General features: G+C 60.0%; 15 protein-coding genes and 1 pseudogene. 5 read left to right on the forward strand and 11 right to left on the reverse strand.

Annotation, left to right across the window (positions count from 1 at the left end; translation table 11 throughout):
- Positions 1-61 precede the first annotated feature (61 nt).
- Positions 62-556: a RidA family protein gene (locus tag FQ185_RS15945; protein WP_149418241.1), complete on the forward strand. Its 495-nt coding sequence runs from the start codon at positions 62-64 to the stop codon at positions 554-556.
- Positions 557-628: 72 nt separating this feature from the next.
- On the opposite strand, the gene FQ185_RS15950 is transcribed toward FQ185_RS15945, so the two are convergent.
- From FQ185_RS15950 to FQ185_RS15960, 3 genes are all read right to left on the reverse strand, one after another.
- Complete coding sequence (locus tag FQ185_RS15950; RefSeq protein ID WP_149418242.1) at positions 629-1,333, reverse strand: hypothetical protein; 705 nt, start codon at positions 1,331-1,333, stop codon at positions 629-631.
- 91 nt (positions 1,334-1,424) lie between these two features.
- Positions 1,425-2,945 carry a HAMP domain-containing sensor histidine kinase gene (locus tag FQ185_RS15955; protein ID WP_149418243.1) on the reverse strand — a complete coding sequence of 507 codons (1,521 nt, stop codon included), beginning with the start codon at positions 2,943-2,945 and terminating at the stop codon, positions 1,425-1,427.
- Positions 2,942-3,658 (reverse strand): response regulator transcription factor, encoded by a 717-nt coding sequence (locus tag FQ185_RS15960; RefSeq protein ID WP_149418244.1) that lies wholly within the window; start codon positions 3,656-3,658, stop codon positions 2,942-2,944. The genes FQ185_RS15955 and FQ185_RS15960 overlap by 4 nt, the downstream gene beginning before the upstream one ends.
- Before the next feature lie 151 nt (positions 3,659-3,809).
- On the opposite strand from FQ185_RS15960, the gene msrB reads away from it, so the two are divergent.
- Genes msrB through msrA form a run of 3 tightly spaced genes read left to right on the forward strand, consistent with a single transcriptional unit; the run spans position 3,810 to position 6,867 of the window.
- Positions 3,810-4,328 carry a peptide-methionine (R)-S-oxide reductase MsrB gene (msrB, locus tag FQ185_RS15965; RefSeq protein ID WP_149418245.1) on the forward strand — a complete coding sequence of 173 codons (519 nt, stop codon included), beginning with the start codon at positions 3,810-3,812 and terminating at the stop codon, positions 4,326-4,328.
- 31 nt (positions 4,329-4,359) lie between these two features.
- Positions 4,360-6,129: a cytochrome c biogenesis protein DipZ gene (locus FQ185_RS15970; RefSeq protein ID WP_149418246.1), complete on the forward strand. Its 1,770-nt coding sequence runs from the start codon at positions 4,360-4,362 to the stop codon at positions 6,127-6,129.
- A 30-nt stretch (positions 6,130-6,159) separates the two neighbouring features.
- Positions 6,160-6,867 (forward strand): peptide-methionine (S)-S-oxide reductase MsrA, encoded by a 708-nt coding sequence (gene msrA, locus FQ185_RS15975; RefSeq protein WP_149418247.1) that lies wholly within the window; start codon positions 6,160-6,162, stop codon positions 6,865-6,867.
- A gap of 26 nt (positions 6,868-6,893) precedes the next feature.
- On the opposite strand, the gene FQ185_RS15980 is transcribed toward msrA, so the two are convergent.
- From FQ185_RS15980 to FQ185_RS15995, 4 genes and pseudogenes are all read right to left on the reverse strand, one after another.
- On the reverse strand, positions 6,894-7,907 hold the full coding sequence (locus FQ185_RS15980) for a sensor domain-containing diguanylate cyclase (RefSeq protein ID WP_149418248.1): 1,014 nt from the start codon (positions 7,905-7,907) through the stop codon (positions 6,894-6,896).
- A 55-nt stretch (positions 7,908-7,962) separates the two neighbouring features.
- Positions 7,963-8,223, reverse strand: a pseudogene (locus FQ185_RS15985) (LysR family transcriptional regulator); the annotation flags it as partial.
- A gap of 19 nt (positions 8,224-8,242) precedes the next feature.
- Positions 8,243-8,734, reverse strand: a complete 492-nt coding sequence (locus tag FQ185_RS15990; protein WP_149418249.1) for an adenylate kinase — start codon at positions 8,732-8,734, stop codon at positions 8,243-8,245.
- 81 nt (positions 8,735-8,815) lie between these two features.
- The gene (locus FQ185_RS15995; RefSeq protein WP_149418250.1) at positions 8,816-10,747 is read right to left on the reverse strand and encodes an alkaline phosphatase D family protein; all 1,932 of its coding nucleotides are present in this window, start codon (positions 10,745-10,747) and stop codon (positions 8,816-8,818) included.
- A gap of 171 nt (positions 10,748-10,918) precedes the next feature.
- Here FQ185_RS15995 and FQ185_RS16000 point away from each other — a divergent pair, with 171 nt between their 5' ends.
- A complete protein-coding gene (locus FQ185_RS16000) occupies positions 10,919-11,287 on the forward strand; it encodes a PH domain-containing protein (protein ID WP_149418251.1) in 369 nt (122 codons plus the stop codon).
- Between the two features lie 132 nt (positions 11,288-11,419).
- Here FQ185_RS16000 and FQ185_RS16005 read toward each other — a convergent pair whose 3' ends face one another.
- Genes FQ185_RS16005 through FQ185_RS16020 form a run of 4 tightly spaced genes read right to left on the reverse strand, consistent with a single transcriptional unit; the run spans position 11,420 to position 16,552 of the window.
- Positions 11,420-11,641: a formate dehydrogenase subunit delta gene (locus FQ185_RS16005; RefSeq protein ID WP_149418252.1), complete on the reverse strand. Its 222-nt coding sequence runs from the start codon at positions 11,639-11,641 to the stop codon at positions 11,420-11,422.
- On the reverse strand, positions 11,638-14,520 hold the full coding sequence (gene fdhF / locus FQ185_RS16010; protein ID WP_149418253.1) for a formate dehydrogenase subunit alpha: 2,883 nt from the start codon (positions 14,518-14,520) through the stop codon (positions 11,638-11,640). The genes FQ185_RS16005 and fdhF overlap by 4 nt, the downstream gene beginning before the upstream one ends.
- Complete coding sequence (locus tag FQ185_RS16015; RefSeq protein ID WP_178113544.1) at positions 14,517-16,079, reverse strand: NADH-quinone oxidoreductase subunit NuoF; 1,563 nt, start codon at positions 16,077-16,079, stop codon at positions 14,517-14,519. Before FQ185_RS16015 ends, fdhF begins: the two co-directional genes overlap by 4 nt.
- Positions 16,076-16,552, reverse strand: coding sequence for a formate dehydrogenase subunit gamma (locus FQ185_RS16020; protein ID WP_008147694.1), 477 nt, complete (start codon positions 16,550-16,552; stop codon positions 16,076-16,078). Before FQ185_RS16020 ends, FQ185_RS16015 begins: the two co-directional genes overlap by 4 nt.
- Between the last annotated feature and the right edge of the window lie 354 nt (positions 16,553-16,906).

Raw genomic sequence — 16,906 nt, forward strand, 5'->3', positions numbered from 1 at the left:
TCGAGGTCTTTGGGCTAATCTGTCCAAAAAAATGGATACAATTTTTGATCGAGGAGGAGAGATGACAAGACACATGACCTGCGATGAACGATTCATCGCGCTGGCAAAAGAGCTCGGCTACGATATCTACGGCGAGAATACGGCCGGCGGGCATTACGCGCTGTTGGTGCGGCATCACGATGAGCTTTACATCAGCGGTCTGGTGCCGCGGATGAATGGTGAAGTTCAGTATCCGGGCAGGGTAGGCCTGGATCTGACGCTGGCGGATGCACAGAGCGCCGCCAGCATCAGTGCGTTGCGCGGTCTGGCATTGATTGTTGATTCCATCGGTTCGCTGGACAAGATCAAGTCGCTATTGCGCATCACGGTTTACATAAAGTCCACCGCGGATTTTGTCGATTTGAGCGAAGTGGCCAACGGTGCGTCGGACGTTTTCAGTCATGTACTGGGTGATGCCGGTAAACATACACGAACCACGATCGGCGTTTATCAGCTGCCGAAAGACGCAGCCATTGAAGTTGACATGATCGTGGCGATACGGCCATCAACGCACTAATGCTGAACCAGCAGGCAGTAAAAAGCCCCGCGCTGAATCTCAGTGCGGGGCTTTTCAGTCATCAATGGTGTGTTACTGCGCGGCGATGCTGTAACCATCGAACGCGGTTTGCTGCTGAAGCGCGGTAATGATGTTTTTGCGGTTAACCGCTTGTTCGGTTCCAGCATTGTCCAGGAACGTTTCGCTTTCCAGCTCTGCTTCTTCACCTTCGCCAATGAAGGAGAAGCCCAGGAATTCCAGTGCTTCACGGTCAACGTTCAGTCGCGAGCGCGGAGTGCGCAGCGGCAGTGTGACGCTGATGCCATCCTTGCTGATGATGAACACTTCGACTTCTTTCTTGGCGCGAGCAGCCTTGCTCTTGCCACTGGTCGGGTTGCTGATGGCCTGGTGGGTCTGGTTCAGCACCTTCAACGCCAGGCCATAGACGATTTCCTGGAACGCCGGGTCGTCCTTGAAGCTGGACAGAATACGGCCGATCGAGAATTTGCTGCTCAGGTCTTCCAGGGCGGCAATATCGGCAGCCTCTGCGTCCTTGAGTTGCTTGAGTTCGCCCATCAGTTCATAGGCTTTATCGTCGTCGAAGCTGTCGTGAGCCTGGCGAATCGCGGCGCGCAACCCGCGGATCTGGTCGCTTTCCCGGGTGGATTGGAAAGCGTCCAGGACCATCTCGCTGATGGTCTTGGCCTGGGTCACGTGCTGTGAAAGATTGATGGAGTTTTCGTATTCCGCTTTGGACGACAAGGTGACTACGGATTCAGCGGTATTGGAATCGGACATTGAAATTTCACTACTTCTTTTAGCTTGGGTTGAGGCGAGAAAGCACTGGGCCTTTTCAGGCCGCCTAATCTATTGGACCGAAGCGGCGTTGTCACGGATTCCCCATCGAATTCAGGTTCATCGAGCGAACGGCCCATTGCTCGGCTGTTTGTTGATCCATCGGCAAGGAGAAGCGGAAAGTCGCGCCGCGTCCGGGAACATCGATCAGCTGGATCTCGCGGCCGTGCAACTGCAGGATCCGGTGAACGATCCGCAGACCCAAGCCGCCATCGCGTCGTGCGCCGCCGATGTTGAACGGTCGCAGGAACAGACCTTCACGAAGCTCGGCAGCAATGCCAGGGCCGGTGTCGCTGACGGTGACTTCGATAAAAGGTCCTTGAGGGCGCAGGCTGAGTTCGATTTCTCCTCCTTGCGGGGTATGGCGCAGGGCGTTGTCGAACAGGTTGGTCAGTACTCGCTCGATCAACCCCAGGTCGGCGCAGGCAGCTGAAACGTTGGGTGCGAAGGTGGCCTTCAGTTCGACCTGGCGCGCCTCGGCCGTCAGTTCGAACTTCTGGAAAATATCCTGCACCAGATCGGTCAGGGAGAAGCGCTCCAGCACCGGTTGCACGAAGCCGTGTTCCAGTCGCACCAGTTCCAGCAGCGATTGAGCCAGCCCGCCGACCTTTCGGCTTTGATCCAGCGCGATGCCCAGGTAACGGCGGCGGTCGGCGGGTGACAAGGCGGCGTCCTTGAGCGACAAGGTTTCCAGGTAACCGTGCAGCGAGGCCAGGGGCGTGCGCAGGTCGTGGGAAATGTTTGCCACCAGTTCGCGGCGTTCCTGATCCTGGCGGGTCAACGAACGCCATTGCTCGCCGAGGCGTGCCTGCATCTGCCGGAAGGCGGCGTCGAGTATGGCAATTTCATCGTGGCTGGCGGCTTTTTCCACCGGAGCGGATGCAGGGGGTGTTACCGGAGCGCCATCAATGTCGAACCGGCTGACGGTTTCGGTCAAACGGCGCAACGGACGTGTGATCAGGGCAAATGCTGTGAGACCGGCAATCAGGCACAACAGCGCCACCAGCCCGATGGACAACAGCGCGGTATTCAGGGCGGCGCTGGTGGCGCCGCGTTCGGCGAAGCGGTCGTGTTCTTCGCTGAGCAGCACCACATAGAGATAGCCCACCGGTTTGCCATTGACCTGCAATGGCGCGGCGCTGAACACTTTGCGGCCATCGACACTGCGCGGATCGTCGCCGAGAACCGGCAGGGCATCGCCCTTGAGCAGGCGCTGGATCGGTGCCAGGTCGACCCGTTCCCGGCGTATCCGACCCTCGGGCGCAGCGCTGCCGACAATCCGGCCTTCGGGGTCGAGCAGATAGACCTCGACACTGGGGTTGACCAGCATCAGTTGGCTGAACAGGTCGCGCACGGCGTCGGGCATCAGGCCTTTGGTGTCCATCAGCACGGTGTCGCGGGCTATGTGCTGAGCAAGATCGCGCGACAATCCTTGCACCACTTCCAGCTCATGCATCTGGTTGGAGCGCACCTGCATCCATGCTGACGTACCGCAGCACACCAGCAGTAACACGGCGAATACCAGAGACAGGCGCTGAGTCAGGGTCAGCCTCATGGCTGTTCCTCCTTGACCGCGAATTTATAGCCACGACCCCACACCGTGAGGATGCGCGCCGGTTGTGCCGGATCTGCTTCGATCTTTGCCCGCAGGCGGTTGATGTGAGTGTTGACCGTGTGCTCGTAGCCTTCATGGCTGTAACCCCACACGGCGTTGAGCAGGTCCATGCGCGAGAACACCTTGCCGGGCTGACGGGCGAAGAAATACAGCAGGTCGAACTCCCTTGGCGTGAGATCGAGGCGGCGCCCGTCGAGGGACACATCGCGGGTGATCGGGTCGATGGAAAGACCGTCCGTGATCAGGCTGCCAGCGTCCATTTTCAGGTTGCGGGCCATGGCGTCGACCCGTCGCAGCAGCGCTTTGACCCGGGCCACCAGTTCGAGCATGGAAAAGGGCTTGGCCAGGTAATCGTCGGCGCCGAGTTCGAGCCCCAGAATCCGGTGTACTTCGCTGGAGCGCGCACTGGTGATGATGATCGGTGTGTAGCGCGCCATGGCGCGGGCGCGGCGGCAGATTTCCAGGCCGTCGACGCCGGGCAGCATCAGGTCGAGGATCAGCGCGTCCCAGCTTCCTTGCTTTAGCAATCGCATGCCTTCATCGCCATCGGCGCAGTGCACCACCTCGAACTGCTCATCGCGTAGATGCAGGCAGATAAGGTCGGCGATATGCAGGTCGTCCTCGACCACGAGGACGCGTTTGGTCTGTTCCATCAAGCTCAATCCTTCGGCGCAATGAGCGCATTGTGCGGGTTTTCCGGGGCCTGAGTTATCACGAATTGTTTAACTTCTCGTGAGGATTTGGCGATCAACCCAAGCCTAGGCTGTGTTCCATGAAAGGCACCCTGGATTTTCGGAGCAGACCATGTTTTCACGACGGCAGTTTCTTGTAGCGAGCGGCGGGCTGGGGGTTGCAGCCCTGGCAATCGGTGTATTGCCAAAATTTGCCGCGAGTTCTGCAGTGCTCAGTGACGCCAGCGCGGCGGAGGTGTTCGAGGTGACTCACAGCGACAGCGAATGGCGCGCGATGCTGAGCGACGAGCAGTACGAAATCCTGCGCGAAGAAGGCACCGAACGGGCCTACAGCAGCCCGCTGAACAATGAGCACCGCGAGGGCACTTTTGCCTGTGCCGGTTGCGACCTGCCGCTGTTTTCCGCCGCAACCAAGTTCGACAGCCGCACCGGTTGGCCGAGCTTCTGGGCACCGCTGGACAAGGCTGTGGCTACCCGTCAGGACCGATCCTTCGGCGTGTTGCGCGAAGAGGTTCACTGTCGACGGTGTGGCGGTCATTTGGGCCATGTCTTTGATGACGGGCCCAAACCCACTGGTCTGCGTTACTGCATGAACGGCCTGGCAATGAAATTCGAGCCCCTGGCGGCCTGATTCCTTCACTCACTTTTTACAGGTCGACGCTATGTGGCTTCTGGTCCTCGCTTATCTCGGTGGTGTGCTGACGATTGTCAGCCCGTGCATTCTGCCGGTACTGCCGTTTGTCTTCGCTCGCACCGGGCAGCCGTTCATGAAAAGTGGTTTGCCGCTGCTGGCGGGCATGGCGCTCACCTTCGCGCTCGTTGCCACGCTGGCCGCAGTGGGCGGCGGTTGGGTGGTGCAAGTCAATCAGTACGGTCGCTGGTTGGCGTTAGTGTTTGTTGCCTTGTTCGGGCTGACGTTGTTGTTGCCTCGATTGGCCGAGCGACTGACCCGACCATTGGTGGCGGCTGGCAGCCGGTTGTCGGAAGCGGCGGGCGCCGATGCGCGTCCGCGTCCCGGTGCTTCGTTCCTGATCGGCGTCGCCACGGGGCTGCTCTGGGCACCGTGCGCCGGGCCGATTCTGGGCTTGTTGCTGACCGGGGCGGCTCTGCAAGGGGCAAGTATCGCTACCACCTTGTTGTTGCTGGCCTACGCCGCAGGTGCCGCCACATCCCTCGCCGTGGCGCTGTTGCTGGGCGGTAAAGTCTTTGCCGCGATGAAGCGTTCCATCGGCGCTGGCGAGTGGCTGCGTCGAGGTTTGGGGGCTGCGATGCTGGCTGGTGTCGCGGCGATAGCCCTGGGACTGGACACCGGGATTCTGGCCCGGATTTCGACAGCGTCCACGGGCGATATCGAGCAGGCACTGGTGAGCCGCTTGACCGGTAAGTCACCGAGCAACAGTGGGGCGATGATGTCGCGAGACCCCGGCAGTGCGATGAAAGCGGCTGACAAAGTGCCGGGCGCATTGCCGATTGAAGGCAACCTCCCATCACTGGATGGTGCGGTGCAATGGCTCAACTCGCCGCCCCTAAACGTACAGGCTTTGAAGGGCAAAGTCGTACTGGTGGATTTCTGGACTTACTCCTGCATCAACTGCCTGCGCACGTTGCCCTATGTGAAAGCGTGGGCCGAAAAGTACCGCGATCAGGGATTGGTGGTGATCGGCGTCCATGCGCCCGAGTTTGCCTTCGAACGGAGCGTAGGCAATGTCACCAAAGCCATGAAGGACCTTGGCATCAACTACCCGGTTGCTATCGATAACGACTACAAGGTCTGGCGTGCATTCAACAACGAATACTGGCCGGCTCACTATTTTGCCGACGCTCAGAGGCGCATTCGTTATCACCACTTTGGTGAAGGCAAGTACGCCGAGTCGGAACGGGTTATTCAGCAACTGCTGCGTGAAGCGGGCGCCGCGAAGGTCGCGGACGGCCTGATCACTACCGATGCCCAGGGTGTTCAACTTGCGCCGGACATGAACGAAGTGCAGTCGCCCGAAACCTATCTCGGCTTCCAGCGTGCGGAGCGTTTCGTGCCGGAAACCAGCTTGGTGCCCGACAAGGTGTCGGCCTATAACCCACCGTCGCAATTGGCTCTCAACGACTGGAGCCTGGAGGGTCAATGGAATGTCGGTTCGGAGCGAGCGACTGCAAGCGCGTCGGCCAGTCGCATTGTTTACCGCTTCCACGCCCGTGACTTGCATCTGGTGTTGGGGCCTGGGGCTGATGGAAAACCGGTGCGCTTCAAGGTGCTGATTGACGGCAAAGCCCCGGGCGATGCCCACGGCACGGACGTGGCACCCGATGGCAGCGGCACCGTGACAGAGCAGCGTTTGTATCAATTAGTCCGTCAAAGCGGCGGCATCACGGACCGGACTTTCAGCATCGAGTTTCTCGACCCGGGTGTCTCGGCGTATGCCTTTACGTTCGGTTGATCGCTCTTCCATTACCCAGGAGTCAGACTCATGAAAACCCTGTCCACCTGGCGTCGCGCCCTGTTGGGGCTGGCCGCCGCTGGCGTCATCGGTCAATGCTCGGCGTTTTCTTTCGGCGCCGCTGAAGAAGCGATGATCATTCCTCCTCCGGCCTTTGATGAAACCACCCAGGCCCACAGTGAAACCGCGGTCTTCGCTGGCGGCTGCTTCTGGGGGGTCCAAGGAGTGTTCCAGCATGTCAAAGGCGTGAAAAAAGCCGTCTCCGGTTACGCGGGCGGTGCCGCCAATACCGCTCGGTACGAACAGGTCAGCGATGGCGATACCGGTCATGCGGAATCCGTCGAAGTCACCTTCGATCCTGGTCAGGTCAGCTACGGCACCTTGCTGCAAATCTATTTCTCGGTGGCCCACAACCCGACCGAACTCAATCGCCAGGGACCTGATACCGGCACCCAGTATCGGTCGGCGATTTTCCCGGTAAACAGCGAACAGCAACGTGTCGCTCAGGCCTACATTGCTCAACTCGACGCTGCCCGTTCGTTCAACAAACCCATCGTGACCAAACTGGAGACCTACAACGGTTTCTACCCGGCCGAGGAAGAGCATCAGGACTATCTGACCGAACACCCGACGTACCCATACATCGTGATCAACGATTTACCGAAAGTGGCGCAATTGAAGCAGTTGTACCCGGATCGATATCAGGAGAAACCGGTGTTGGTGAAGGCGGGGATGTGAGCAGAGACGATGGGAGGGAGTAGCCGTCATCCCGAAATCACATTCTTGCCGGCCACCTTCGATCGATACAGCGTCTGATCGGCCCTGGCCAGTAGTCCGCTCTGTTGTTCGTCTTCGAAGCGTTGGACTACACCAAAACTCATGGTCACTTGGAAGTCGCCCACGGCCAGCAGGCTTGCAAGGCCATGGCGGACTTTCTCGGCGAGGGTTCTTGCTTCGGCCAGAGGTGTATTGGGAAGGATCATGATGAATTCATCACCGCCCCAACGCGCCAGCAGATCGCCTTCGCGCACGCAGTTTTTCACGCACTCGACCACCTGCACCAACGCCGCATCACCCAGCGCGTGGCCATAGTGATCGTTGATGTTTTTGAAGTCATCGATGTCCATGGCAATCAGCGACAGTGGCTGTCGAAAGCGCTGGGCTCGCTCGCACTCCTGGGGTAGCGCTTTTTCCAGTCGATAGCGATTGGCGATCGATGTCAGGGTGTCGGTTTCCGCCAGTTTGCGATTTTCTTCGAGTTGAATCTGTAGCTGCTGATTGACCCGAGACAACTCCCTGGTGCGTTCTTCAACGATCGCTTCAAGGGATTGATTGCGCCGTTCGAGCGCTTCGAAAAGACGTTTCTTGTCTTCGATACTGCGGTGCGCGCCGACCATTCGCGCCACCGAGCCGTCGGCATTGCGTGCCAGCACATAGCCGCGATCTTCGATCCAGGTATAACTGTCATCCTGCATGCGGCAGCGATACTCGGCCTGATAACCCGGAGCGCGTTGATTGAGGTAATCATCAAACAACGCCATCACTCGCGGGTAATCTTCGGGGTGAATCACGTTTTCCCAGGTGAACACGGTGTTGTCCAGGGAGTGAGCTGCGTAGCCGAGCATTTCGTACCAGCCGGGGTTGCGGTAGACGAAACCGGTGTTGGCGTTCCAGTCCCAGATGCCGTCGCTGACCAGCTCCAGAATGGTATGCAACATGCCTTCGTTCAAATCCGACAGATTGAACTTCAACGGCTCGATATTCGATGTCTCACCCATCACCGCTCTCCTTGCCGCTCTGATATCAAAGTGATCCGCAGTCGAGGAGATTAGTTCATGGCGTGTTAAGCCGGCTAGTGCTTGCCCACATCTGCATGGCGAAATCGACGAAGCGGCGCAATTTTGGCAGGCGGTAGCGATCCTGGGTGTACATCAGGTTCATCGGCCTACATGGCTGTTGATAGTCCTGCATCAATGCCACCAGTTTTCCGTCCTTCAGGTCCGACACAACGACTTCGCCTTCGGACCCGCTCAGGCGCCAGTGTTTTCCTACCGAGTGCCAGTCATTTCCAGCCGGATAGGCAAAGGACAAACAGGGGGAGATCAGCTGGTTTTCACATTGAACTTAAGAAAGCCGGTGTTTCCGTGCGCTCCATCAGCCGTAGCTTTGAACCGGTAAATCCTTCGAACAGACGTTGGTGGGCGGAAAATCCACTGGAACCTTCGCGCGCACGATAGCTGCCGGCCCAGTCCAGTAAGGCGGTCAACAACTCATCATTGTCATCGCGCGTCACTTCGCGCTGGCGAATATTGGCGACGCACTCTTCATCATCTATGCACAGCCAGATCAACGCCGTGGCACGGTGGACAAGTTCGCTGATCATCCAGCCGTAAACGCCTTCGATTACCCATCGTTCTTCACTCGCGGCTATGCGTGCCATGCCCAGCGCCTCGGCTCGTGGACGGGCGATGCTGCATTCGTCGGACAGCCAGTTAATCGAATCAAGATCGATCCACGGCATTTGCAGGTGCCTGGCCAGCCGCTCGGCAAGCCAACTCTTGCCCGAGCCGGAGTTGCCAATGATCAGGGTTCTGGTGAGATCCATAGGGCACACCGATCAAATGAGGGAGCAGTTATCCCGAGCCTGATCGTTCCCACGCGGAGCGTGGGAACGATCAGTCAGCAGTCAGTCAGATGTTTCGGAAATTTCAGGCGCCACCATTCGCGTCTTCGGCGAGCCATTCGAGTTGTGCTGGTAGATATCCTGTGGCTGGCCTTTTTCATTAAAGAACACCTGGCCGATCCCCGCCGAGTTCCACAACCGTTCACCCGCTTCGGCATGTTCGGGGACATGCGGAACGATGCGCATGCGTCGGCGCTTGGTCAGCCAGTTGAGCGGCGAGCGTGGTGAGTAGAGCCAGCGGTTGAGGCGGTCGAACCATTCGAGCAGCGCGGGCGGGAATTCGTTTTTGATGCCGCTGCTGGTGATCTGCCAGATCTTCGGGCCGGCCTTGCGGTGTGGGATCAGCACTTCGTAGACGAAGGAATAATGCACATCACCCGACAACACCACGTAGTTACCGGGCGTGCGCGAGTGTCGGAAAATGTTCAGGATCACCTGGGCCGCGCCGCGATGAGCCATCCAGTTTTCGGCGTCCACCAGCAGCGGAAAACCGCACCAACTGAAGACGCGCTGCACGGTTTCGATCAGTTTGACGCCGAAGATCGGTGCCGGCGAAACGATGATCGCCGAGGGATGATCGAGCAGTTCCTGTTGCAGCTCGCTCAGCGCTTCCCAATCCAGCAGCCCCGAAGGCTGCTTGAGTGTCATCTCACTGCGCCAGCGCCGGGTGCGGGTGTCGAGCACCACCAGGGCCGGGCTGGTCGGCAGCACGTAATGCCAGTTTTGAAACCCCAGCAGTTCATCGATCAGGGCATCTTGCACGGGGCTGTCGAGGTAACCGTCGTGCCCGCTGGCGCTCAATCTTCCGGCCTTCTCCAGCACCGCGTCGAACGCATCCGGGTTGTTGCCCCAGCCCTGGCACAACATGTAAGCAATCAGCGCGTTGCCGATTATCCGCTTGGAGAACGGATGACCGTAGGCCGTTTCCTCCCATTGAGCGGAAAGATTCCAGTCATCGGTAATATCGTGGTCGTCGAAAATCATCAGCGTCGGCAGATGCGCCAGTGCCCGCGCAACGTTACCCAGACCCGCCTTGAAACCGTCGATGCGCGTCTGTTCCAGGGCATAACGCTCGCGCCTTTCTTTAATCAGTTTCGGCGGTTTTAGCGTGATCAATGTCCAGGGCGTCGGCGACCACACCAGCAAGTACATGGCCATGACTTCAGAGAAGGTCACCAGATGGTTGTCGGCACTGCTGCTGGTGAAAATCGGCTTACGCGCCCCACCGAAAAATCGCTCGCGCAGGGTTTCATTGCTCTGCAGCGCCGGTAACAAATCCGCACGGTGGTAGTAACTGGCGGGATGCTCGTAGAGTTTGGCGCTGTCACTGACCACTGCGCCTTCCAGGTGCTCCTCGAAAAGTCCCAGCCGCTTGATCAAGGCATGAATCGCCCGCAGCGTCGGCCCGGCCACATCATCGGCGTAGACCTGGTCGCCGCTCATCATCAACAGCGCCGGGCGATCTTTGGCTTCGTGTTCCGTCGCCAGCAAACGATCGATACACAACAATCCATCGGCCGCCGGGAAGTGCGGTTTGCGGCAGGAGCCGTGCAACAACTGATCGATCCGTGAGCGCAGGACGAAATTCGGCGAACACGCTTCGCCGTAGAGCAAATGCGGTGCCCACTCGGCGATGCCCGTCAGATCGTCATCAATCAACAGGTCGTACTCGATCAACGTGTCGAAGGGCAGGGCAGTGTCCAGCTTCACATCAATCAGATGCACAAAGGCGTGAGTGCCGATCGGGATGATCGTGCAGTGCTTATCGTCGAGACGAACGTCGTCATGGTCCTGCAGGCGCAACGTCAGTGCCAACGCCCGCGATCCCACCAGCCACATCACCAGGCGCGTGGGCTCCAGACGCCGCAACAGCGGCCCGGCCAGAACAGGGGGCAGGGATTGATGATCGTCAGGCAGCGGCAAAGACATGGACATCCGGGTTCTTGGTACTGAGAAGTGCGGAATGATAACGCAGCTGGTGTAAATGAATCGTTGCCGACTTACGCAGGATTCGTGCACAAGTAGCGGTGACGGCGTAAATACGTTCTGACGGCAGTGTCGCCGGTGCATTCGGCTTAGATGTCCATTAAAAACAGGGAATGGCAGATGATTGATTTCAACAACAAAGGCTTCTTCAAACTCAAACAGAACGACGAATACGCAGAACGCGTCACCGCGCTGCTACTGGACGGGGAGCAGGTCATCGACTCCTACAAATCCATGCGTGATGGGGTGGTGTTTACCAACAAGCGGATTATTGCGGTCAACGTGCAGGGCCTGACTGGCAGCAAGAAAGACTTCACCTCGTTGCCGTACAAAAACATCGTGGCGTATTCGGTGGAGACCTCCGGGACGTTTGACCTGGATTCGGAACTGGAGATTTATTTTTCGTCGTTGGGGAAGGTGAAGTTTGAATTCACTGGCAGGACGTCGATGGTGGAAATTTCCAAGCTGATTTCTCAGCATTTGCTCTGAACACGCAGCCCATGTGGGAGCGGGCTTGCTCGCGAAAGCGGTGTGTCAGCTGCCAAAACGCTGACTGACACTCCCTCTTCGCGAGCAGGCTCGCTCCCACAGGTTTTCAGACAGGCTTGAGTTCGTGTGAACCTAAGCCTCCCAACCCGCCCCACTGACCGCCGCTTGCGCCAGCGGATGCAAGTCTTCCCCGTGATGCTCCGTCTGCCAGGCCAGCAACTCCTTGCGCATGCCGGGCGTCCAGTACATCTGCAGATGATTACGCACGCCGAGCACGGCCTGTTGCTGGTCCGGTTCACTGGCGAAGTACTGGGCGATCTGGTTGACCATTTTGATCAGGTTGGCCGTGCTCATCGGCGCACCTCCGCTTTAGCGCCACGCGCCTGGCGGCGATCCTTGAGCAAACGGTCTTGTTCGTCGCTGAACTCCTGATAGCGTTTTTGCCACTCGGAAGGGTGGTAGACGCGGCTGACTTCCACGGCAGTGACCTTGTACTCCGGACAGTTGGTGGCCCAGTCGGAGTTGTCGGTGGTGATCACGTTGGCCCCCGACTCAGGGAAGTGGAAAGTGGTGTACACCACGCCCGGGGCGACTCGTTCGGTGACCCGCGCACGCAGTACGGTCTGGCCGGCGCGGCTGCCGATGCCGACCCAGTCACCTTCGTTGATGCCACGGCTCTCGGCGTCGGTCGGGTGGATTTCCAGGCGGTCTTCGTCGTGCCAGGCAACGTTGTCGGTACGCCGGGTTTGAGCGCCGACGTTGTACTGGCTGAGGATGCGCCCGGTGGTCAGCAGAAGCGGATAGCGATTGTTGACCTTTTCCTCGGTGGGCACGTAGCCGGTGAGCATGAAACGCCCCTTGCCGCGCACGAATTCCTCGATGTGCATGGTCGGCGTGCCGTCCGGTGCCGCGGCGTTGCACGGCCATTGCAGGCTGCCGTGGCGATCCAGTTCGGCGTAGCTGACGTTGGTGAAGGTCGGTGTCAGGCTGGCGATTTCATCCATGATTTCTGACGGGTGCTGGTAGTTCATCGGGTAACCCAGCGCGTTGGCCAGGGCCACGGTGCCTTCCCAGTCGGCCTTGCCGCCCAGGGGTTCCATGACTTTGCGCACCCGGGAAATGCGTCGTTCGGCGTTGGTGAAGGTGCCGTCTTTTTCAAGGAACGAGCTGCCCGGCAGGAACACGTGGGCGAACTTGGCGGTTTCGTTGAGGAAAATGTCCTGCACCACGATGCATTCCATGGCGGACAGGGCTGCGGTGACGTGTTGGGTATTCGGGTCGCTCTGGGCGATGTCCTCGCCCTGGCAATACAGGCCCTTGAAGCTGCCGCTGAGGGCGGCTTCGAACATGTTCGGAATGCGCAGGCCCGGATCGGGTTGCAGGGTGACATTCCAAGCCTGTTCGAACTGCGTCCGTACCACCTCGTTGGAGATGTGCCGGTAGCCTGGCAGTTCGTGGGGGAAAGAGCCCATGTCGCAGGAGCCCTGAACGTTGTTCTGCCCCCGCAGCGGGTTCACGCCCACGCCTTCGCGGCCGATGTTGCCGGTGGCCATGGCCAGGTTGGCGATGCCCATCACCGCGGTGCTGCCCTGGCTGTGCTCGGTAACGCCCAGGCCGTAGTAGATCGCCGCGTTGCCGCCAGTGGCATACAGACGAGCAGCGGCACGGATGTCGGCAGGGGCTACGCCGCAGATCTCGCCAAGAACTTCCGGCGAGTTTTCCGCGCGGCTGACCAACTCGCTCCAGCGGGCGAAATCGCTGCCCTCGCAACGGGCGTCGATAAAGGCCTGGTTGAGCAGGCCTTCGGTGACGATGACGTGGGCCAGGGCGTTGAGCATGGCGACGTTGGTGCCCGGGCGCAGGGCCAGGTGCAGTTCGGCGCGGGCATGCACCGAGTCCACCAGATCAATGCGTCGTGGGTCGATGACGATCAATCGCGCGCCTTCACGCAAGCGGCGTTTGAGCTGGGAGGCGAACACCGGGTGGGCGTCGCTGGGGTTGGCGCCCATCACCAGGATCACGTCGGCCTGCATCACCGAGTCGAAACTCTGGGTGCCGGCAGACTCGCCCAAGGTTTGTTTCAGGCCATAGCCGGTCGGCGAGTGGCAGACTCGCGCACAGGTGTCGACGTTGTTGTTGCCGAACGCGGCGCGCACCAGTTTCTGCACCAGGTAGGTTTCTTCGTTGGTGCAGCGGCTGGAGGTGATGCCACCAATCGAGTCGCGACCATATTTTTGCTGCAACCGACGGAATTCGCTGGCGGCGTAGGTCACCGCTTCATCCCAGCTGACTTCCTGCCAAGGGTCGTTGATGTTTTTGCGGATCATCGGTTTGGTGATGCGATCCGGGTGGGTGGCGTAGCCCCAGGCAAAGCGTCCTTTGACGCAGGAATGGCCGTGGTTGGCTTGGCCGTTCTTGTCCGGAACCATGCGCACCAACTGGTCGCCTTTCATTTCGGCGCGGAACGAGCAGCCCACGCCGCAATAGGCACAGGTGGTGATTACGCTGCGTTCAGGCTGGCCCAGTTCGACCACGCTTTTTTCCATCAGGGTCGCGGTGGGGCAGGCCTGCACACAGGCACCGCAGGACACGCATTCCGAGTCGAGGAAGTTCTCGCCTCCGGCGGCCGCGACCCGGGATTCGAAACCGCGCCCGGTAATGGTCAGGGCAAAGGTGCCCTGGGTTTCTTCGCAGGCGCGCACGCAGCGGTTGCAGACGATGCACTTGCTCGGGTCGTAGTCGAAGTAGGGGTTGGAGGTGTCCTTCACGTCGGCCAGATGGTTGTCGCCTTCATAGCCGTAACGCACTTCCCGCAGGCCGACCTGGCCGGCGACGGTTTGCAGCTCGCAGTTGCCGTTGGCCGAGCAGGTCAGGCAGTCCAGCGGGTGATCGGAGATGTACAGCTCCATGACGTTGCGGCGCAGGGTCGCGAGTTTCGGCGTCTGGGTGTGCACGCTCATGCCTTCAGTGACCGGCGTGGTGCAGGACGCCGGGTAGCCGCGCATGCCGTCGATCTCCACCAGGCACATGCGGCAGGAACCGAAGGCTTCCAGGCTGTCGGTGGCGCACAGTTTCGGAATGGTGGTGCCCATCAATGCGGCGGCGCGCATCACCGAAGTACCTTCGGGCACGCTGATGCTGCGGCCGTCGATGTTCAGGGTCACCTGCACGTCGCTGTCGCGGGCCGGGGTGCCCAGATCGATATCGGTGTTCGGGTCGAAGAGAGTAATCATTGGTCGGCCTCCGAAGATTGCAGACCGAATTCGGCGGGGAAGTGCTTGAGGGCGCTGACGACCGGAAAGGGGGCCATGCCACCCAACGCGCACAGCGAACCGTATTGCAGGGTGTCGCACAGGTCTTTGAGGATGATCACCTGCTCATCACGACCGCTCTGATCAGGTGCGGCCAGCAGTCGGTCGATCACCTCTACGCCTCGGGTCGAGCCGATGCGGCACGGCGTGCATTTGCCGCAGGATTCCTCGGCACAGAACTGCAGGGCGAAGCGCGCCATTTGGGCCATGTCCAGGCTGTCGTCAGCCACCACTACACCGCCGTGACCGAGCATCGCGCCGATGCCGGCGAAGGCTTCGTAATCCAGCGGTGTGTCGAATTGCGAAGGCGGCACCCAGGCGCCGAGCGGGCCGCCCACCTGCGCAGCCTTCAGCGGCCGGCCACTGGCGGTACCACCGCCGTAGTCTTCCACCAGTTCCCGCAGGGTCAAGCCAAAGGCCCGTTCCACCAAACCGCCGTGACGAATATTGCCCGCCAGTTGGAAGGGCATGGTGCCCAGAGAACGGCCCATGCCGTAATCGCGATAGAACTGCGCACCCTTGGCCAGAATCAGCGGCACCGAAGCCAGGGTCAGCACGTTGTGCACCAGCGTCGGCAGGCCAAACAAACCCTTCAACGCGGGGATCGGCGGCTTGGCGCGGACGATCCCGCGCTTGCCTTCGAGCGAGTCCAGCAGCGCAGTTTCTTCACCGCAGATGTAAGCGCCGGCACCGACCCGCACTTCCATATCAAAGGCCTGGCCGCTGCCGCCGACATTGGCGCCGAGGTAACCGGCGGTCCGAGCAATGTCCAACGCTTCGCGCAAGGTGGCCACGGATTGTGGATATTCCGAGCGCACATAGATGTAGCCGTAAGTGGCGCCGACGGTGATGCCGGCAATGGCCATGCCTTCGATCAGCAGGAAGGGGTCGCCTTCCATCAACATGCGGTCGGCGAAAGTGCCGGAGTCGCCTTCGTCGGCGTTGCACACAATGTACTTCTGCGCAGCCTGAGTGGCGCGTACCGTGCGCCATTTAATCCCGGCCGGAAAGGCCGCGCCGCCACGGCCACGCAGGCCTGAATCGAACACTTCCGTTGCGGTCTGCTCGCCGCCCACTGCGACGGCACGGGTCAAGCCCTCGAAGCCGCCATGAGCCCGGTAATCATCCAGGGACAACGGCCGGGTAATGCCGGCGCGGGCGAACAGCAGGCGTTGTTGAGTCTTCAGATAAGGCAATTCTTCCACCAGGCCCAAGGCCAGTGGATGGGTGGACGGCTCGCCTTGCAGGGCTTCGAGCACGGACGGCACATCGGCAGCGGTCAGCGGGCCGAAACCGATCCGGCCTTGCGGGCTGTCCACCTCCAGCAGCGGTTCCAGCCAATACAGGCCGCGCGAGCTGGTGCGCTGCAACTCCAGGGGCAGATTGCGTTCCTGGGCCTTCGCGGCAAGGGCGACCGCCACTTCGTCGGCACCCACGGCGCGGGCCAGAGAATCACTGGGCAGATAGAGGCGCGGCATCATGCGTCCTCCCGGCAAGCATCAAGCAATGCATCCAGACGCTCAGCGCTGAGCCGCGCATGCACGCGGCCATCCAGTTCCAGAGCGGGCGAGCAGGCACACGCGCCGAGGCAATACACCGGACGCAAACTGATGCTGCCGTCGGCGCTACTGCCGTGATCGTCCAGTTGCAGACGCTCGCGCAACTGCGCGGCGAGCTGCTCGGCGCCGCGACTCTTGCAGGACTCAGCCCGGCACAGACGCAGAATATGCCGCGCCGGCGGCGCAGTACGGAAATCATGGTAAAAGCTGATCACCCCGCGAACCTCGGCCTGACTCAGGTTCAGCGCATGGGCAATCTCGGGGATGGCGGCATCGGGGATGTAACCGATGCCCTCCTGAATCTCATGAAGAATCGGCAACAGTGCGCCCGCAGAGCCCTTGTGGCGCTCCAGCACGCTGTTGACCATAGGCAATTGCAACATCTCATCAGGCATTCAGCATTCCTCACGGTCACGGACAAACCAGAGGGTTGTCGGTCGTCCGAAAGTGTCGGCTGCGGCACTCACACCACGTCACGGAATCGTGGCAATTTCAGGCCGTCGGCCAGGGCACCCTGAGCGGGCATCTTGTTGTGCCCGGCACGGTCTTCGCCGCACCTCTACTGGGCATCAAGGGCAGCTTGCCACGGCGCTTTTGATTGAACTGCACCAAAGCGACGTGTTCGGTTCTGCCTACGACTATCCATTAAGTCTAGATGAGTGTGACACGGGGGCGTTCACTCACTGCCTAATGCCCTGAGGGCCTGTCGATGCCTGATATATATCAAGTATTACAGGTAAGAAACAGCA

The sequence above is a fragment of the Pseudomonas sp. ANT_H12B genome (genome assembly GCF_008369325.1).
In the GTDB taxonomy this organism is placed as follows: domain Bacteria; phylum Pseudomonadota; class Gammaproteobacteria; order Pseudomonadales; family Pseudomonadaceae; genus Aquipseudomonas.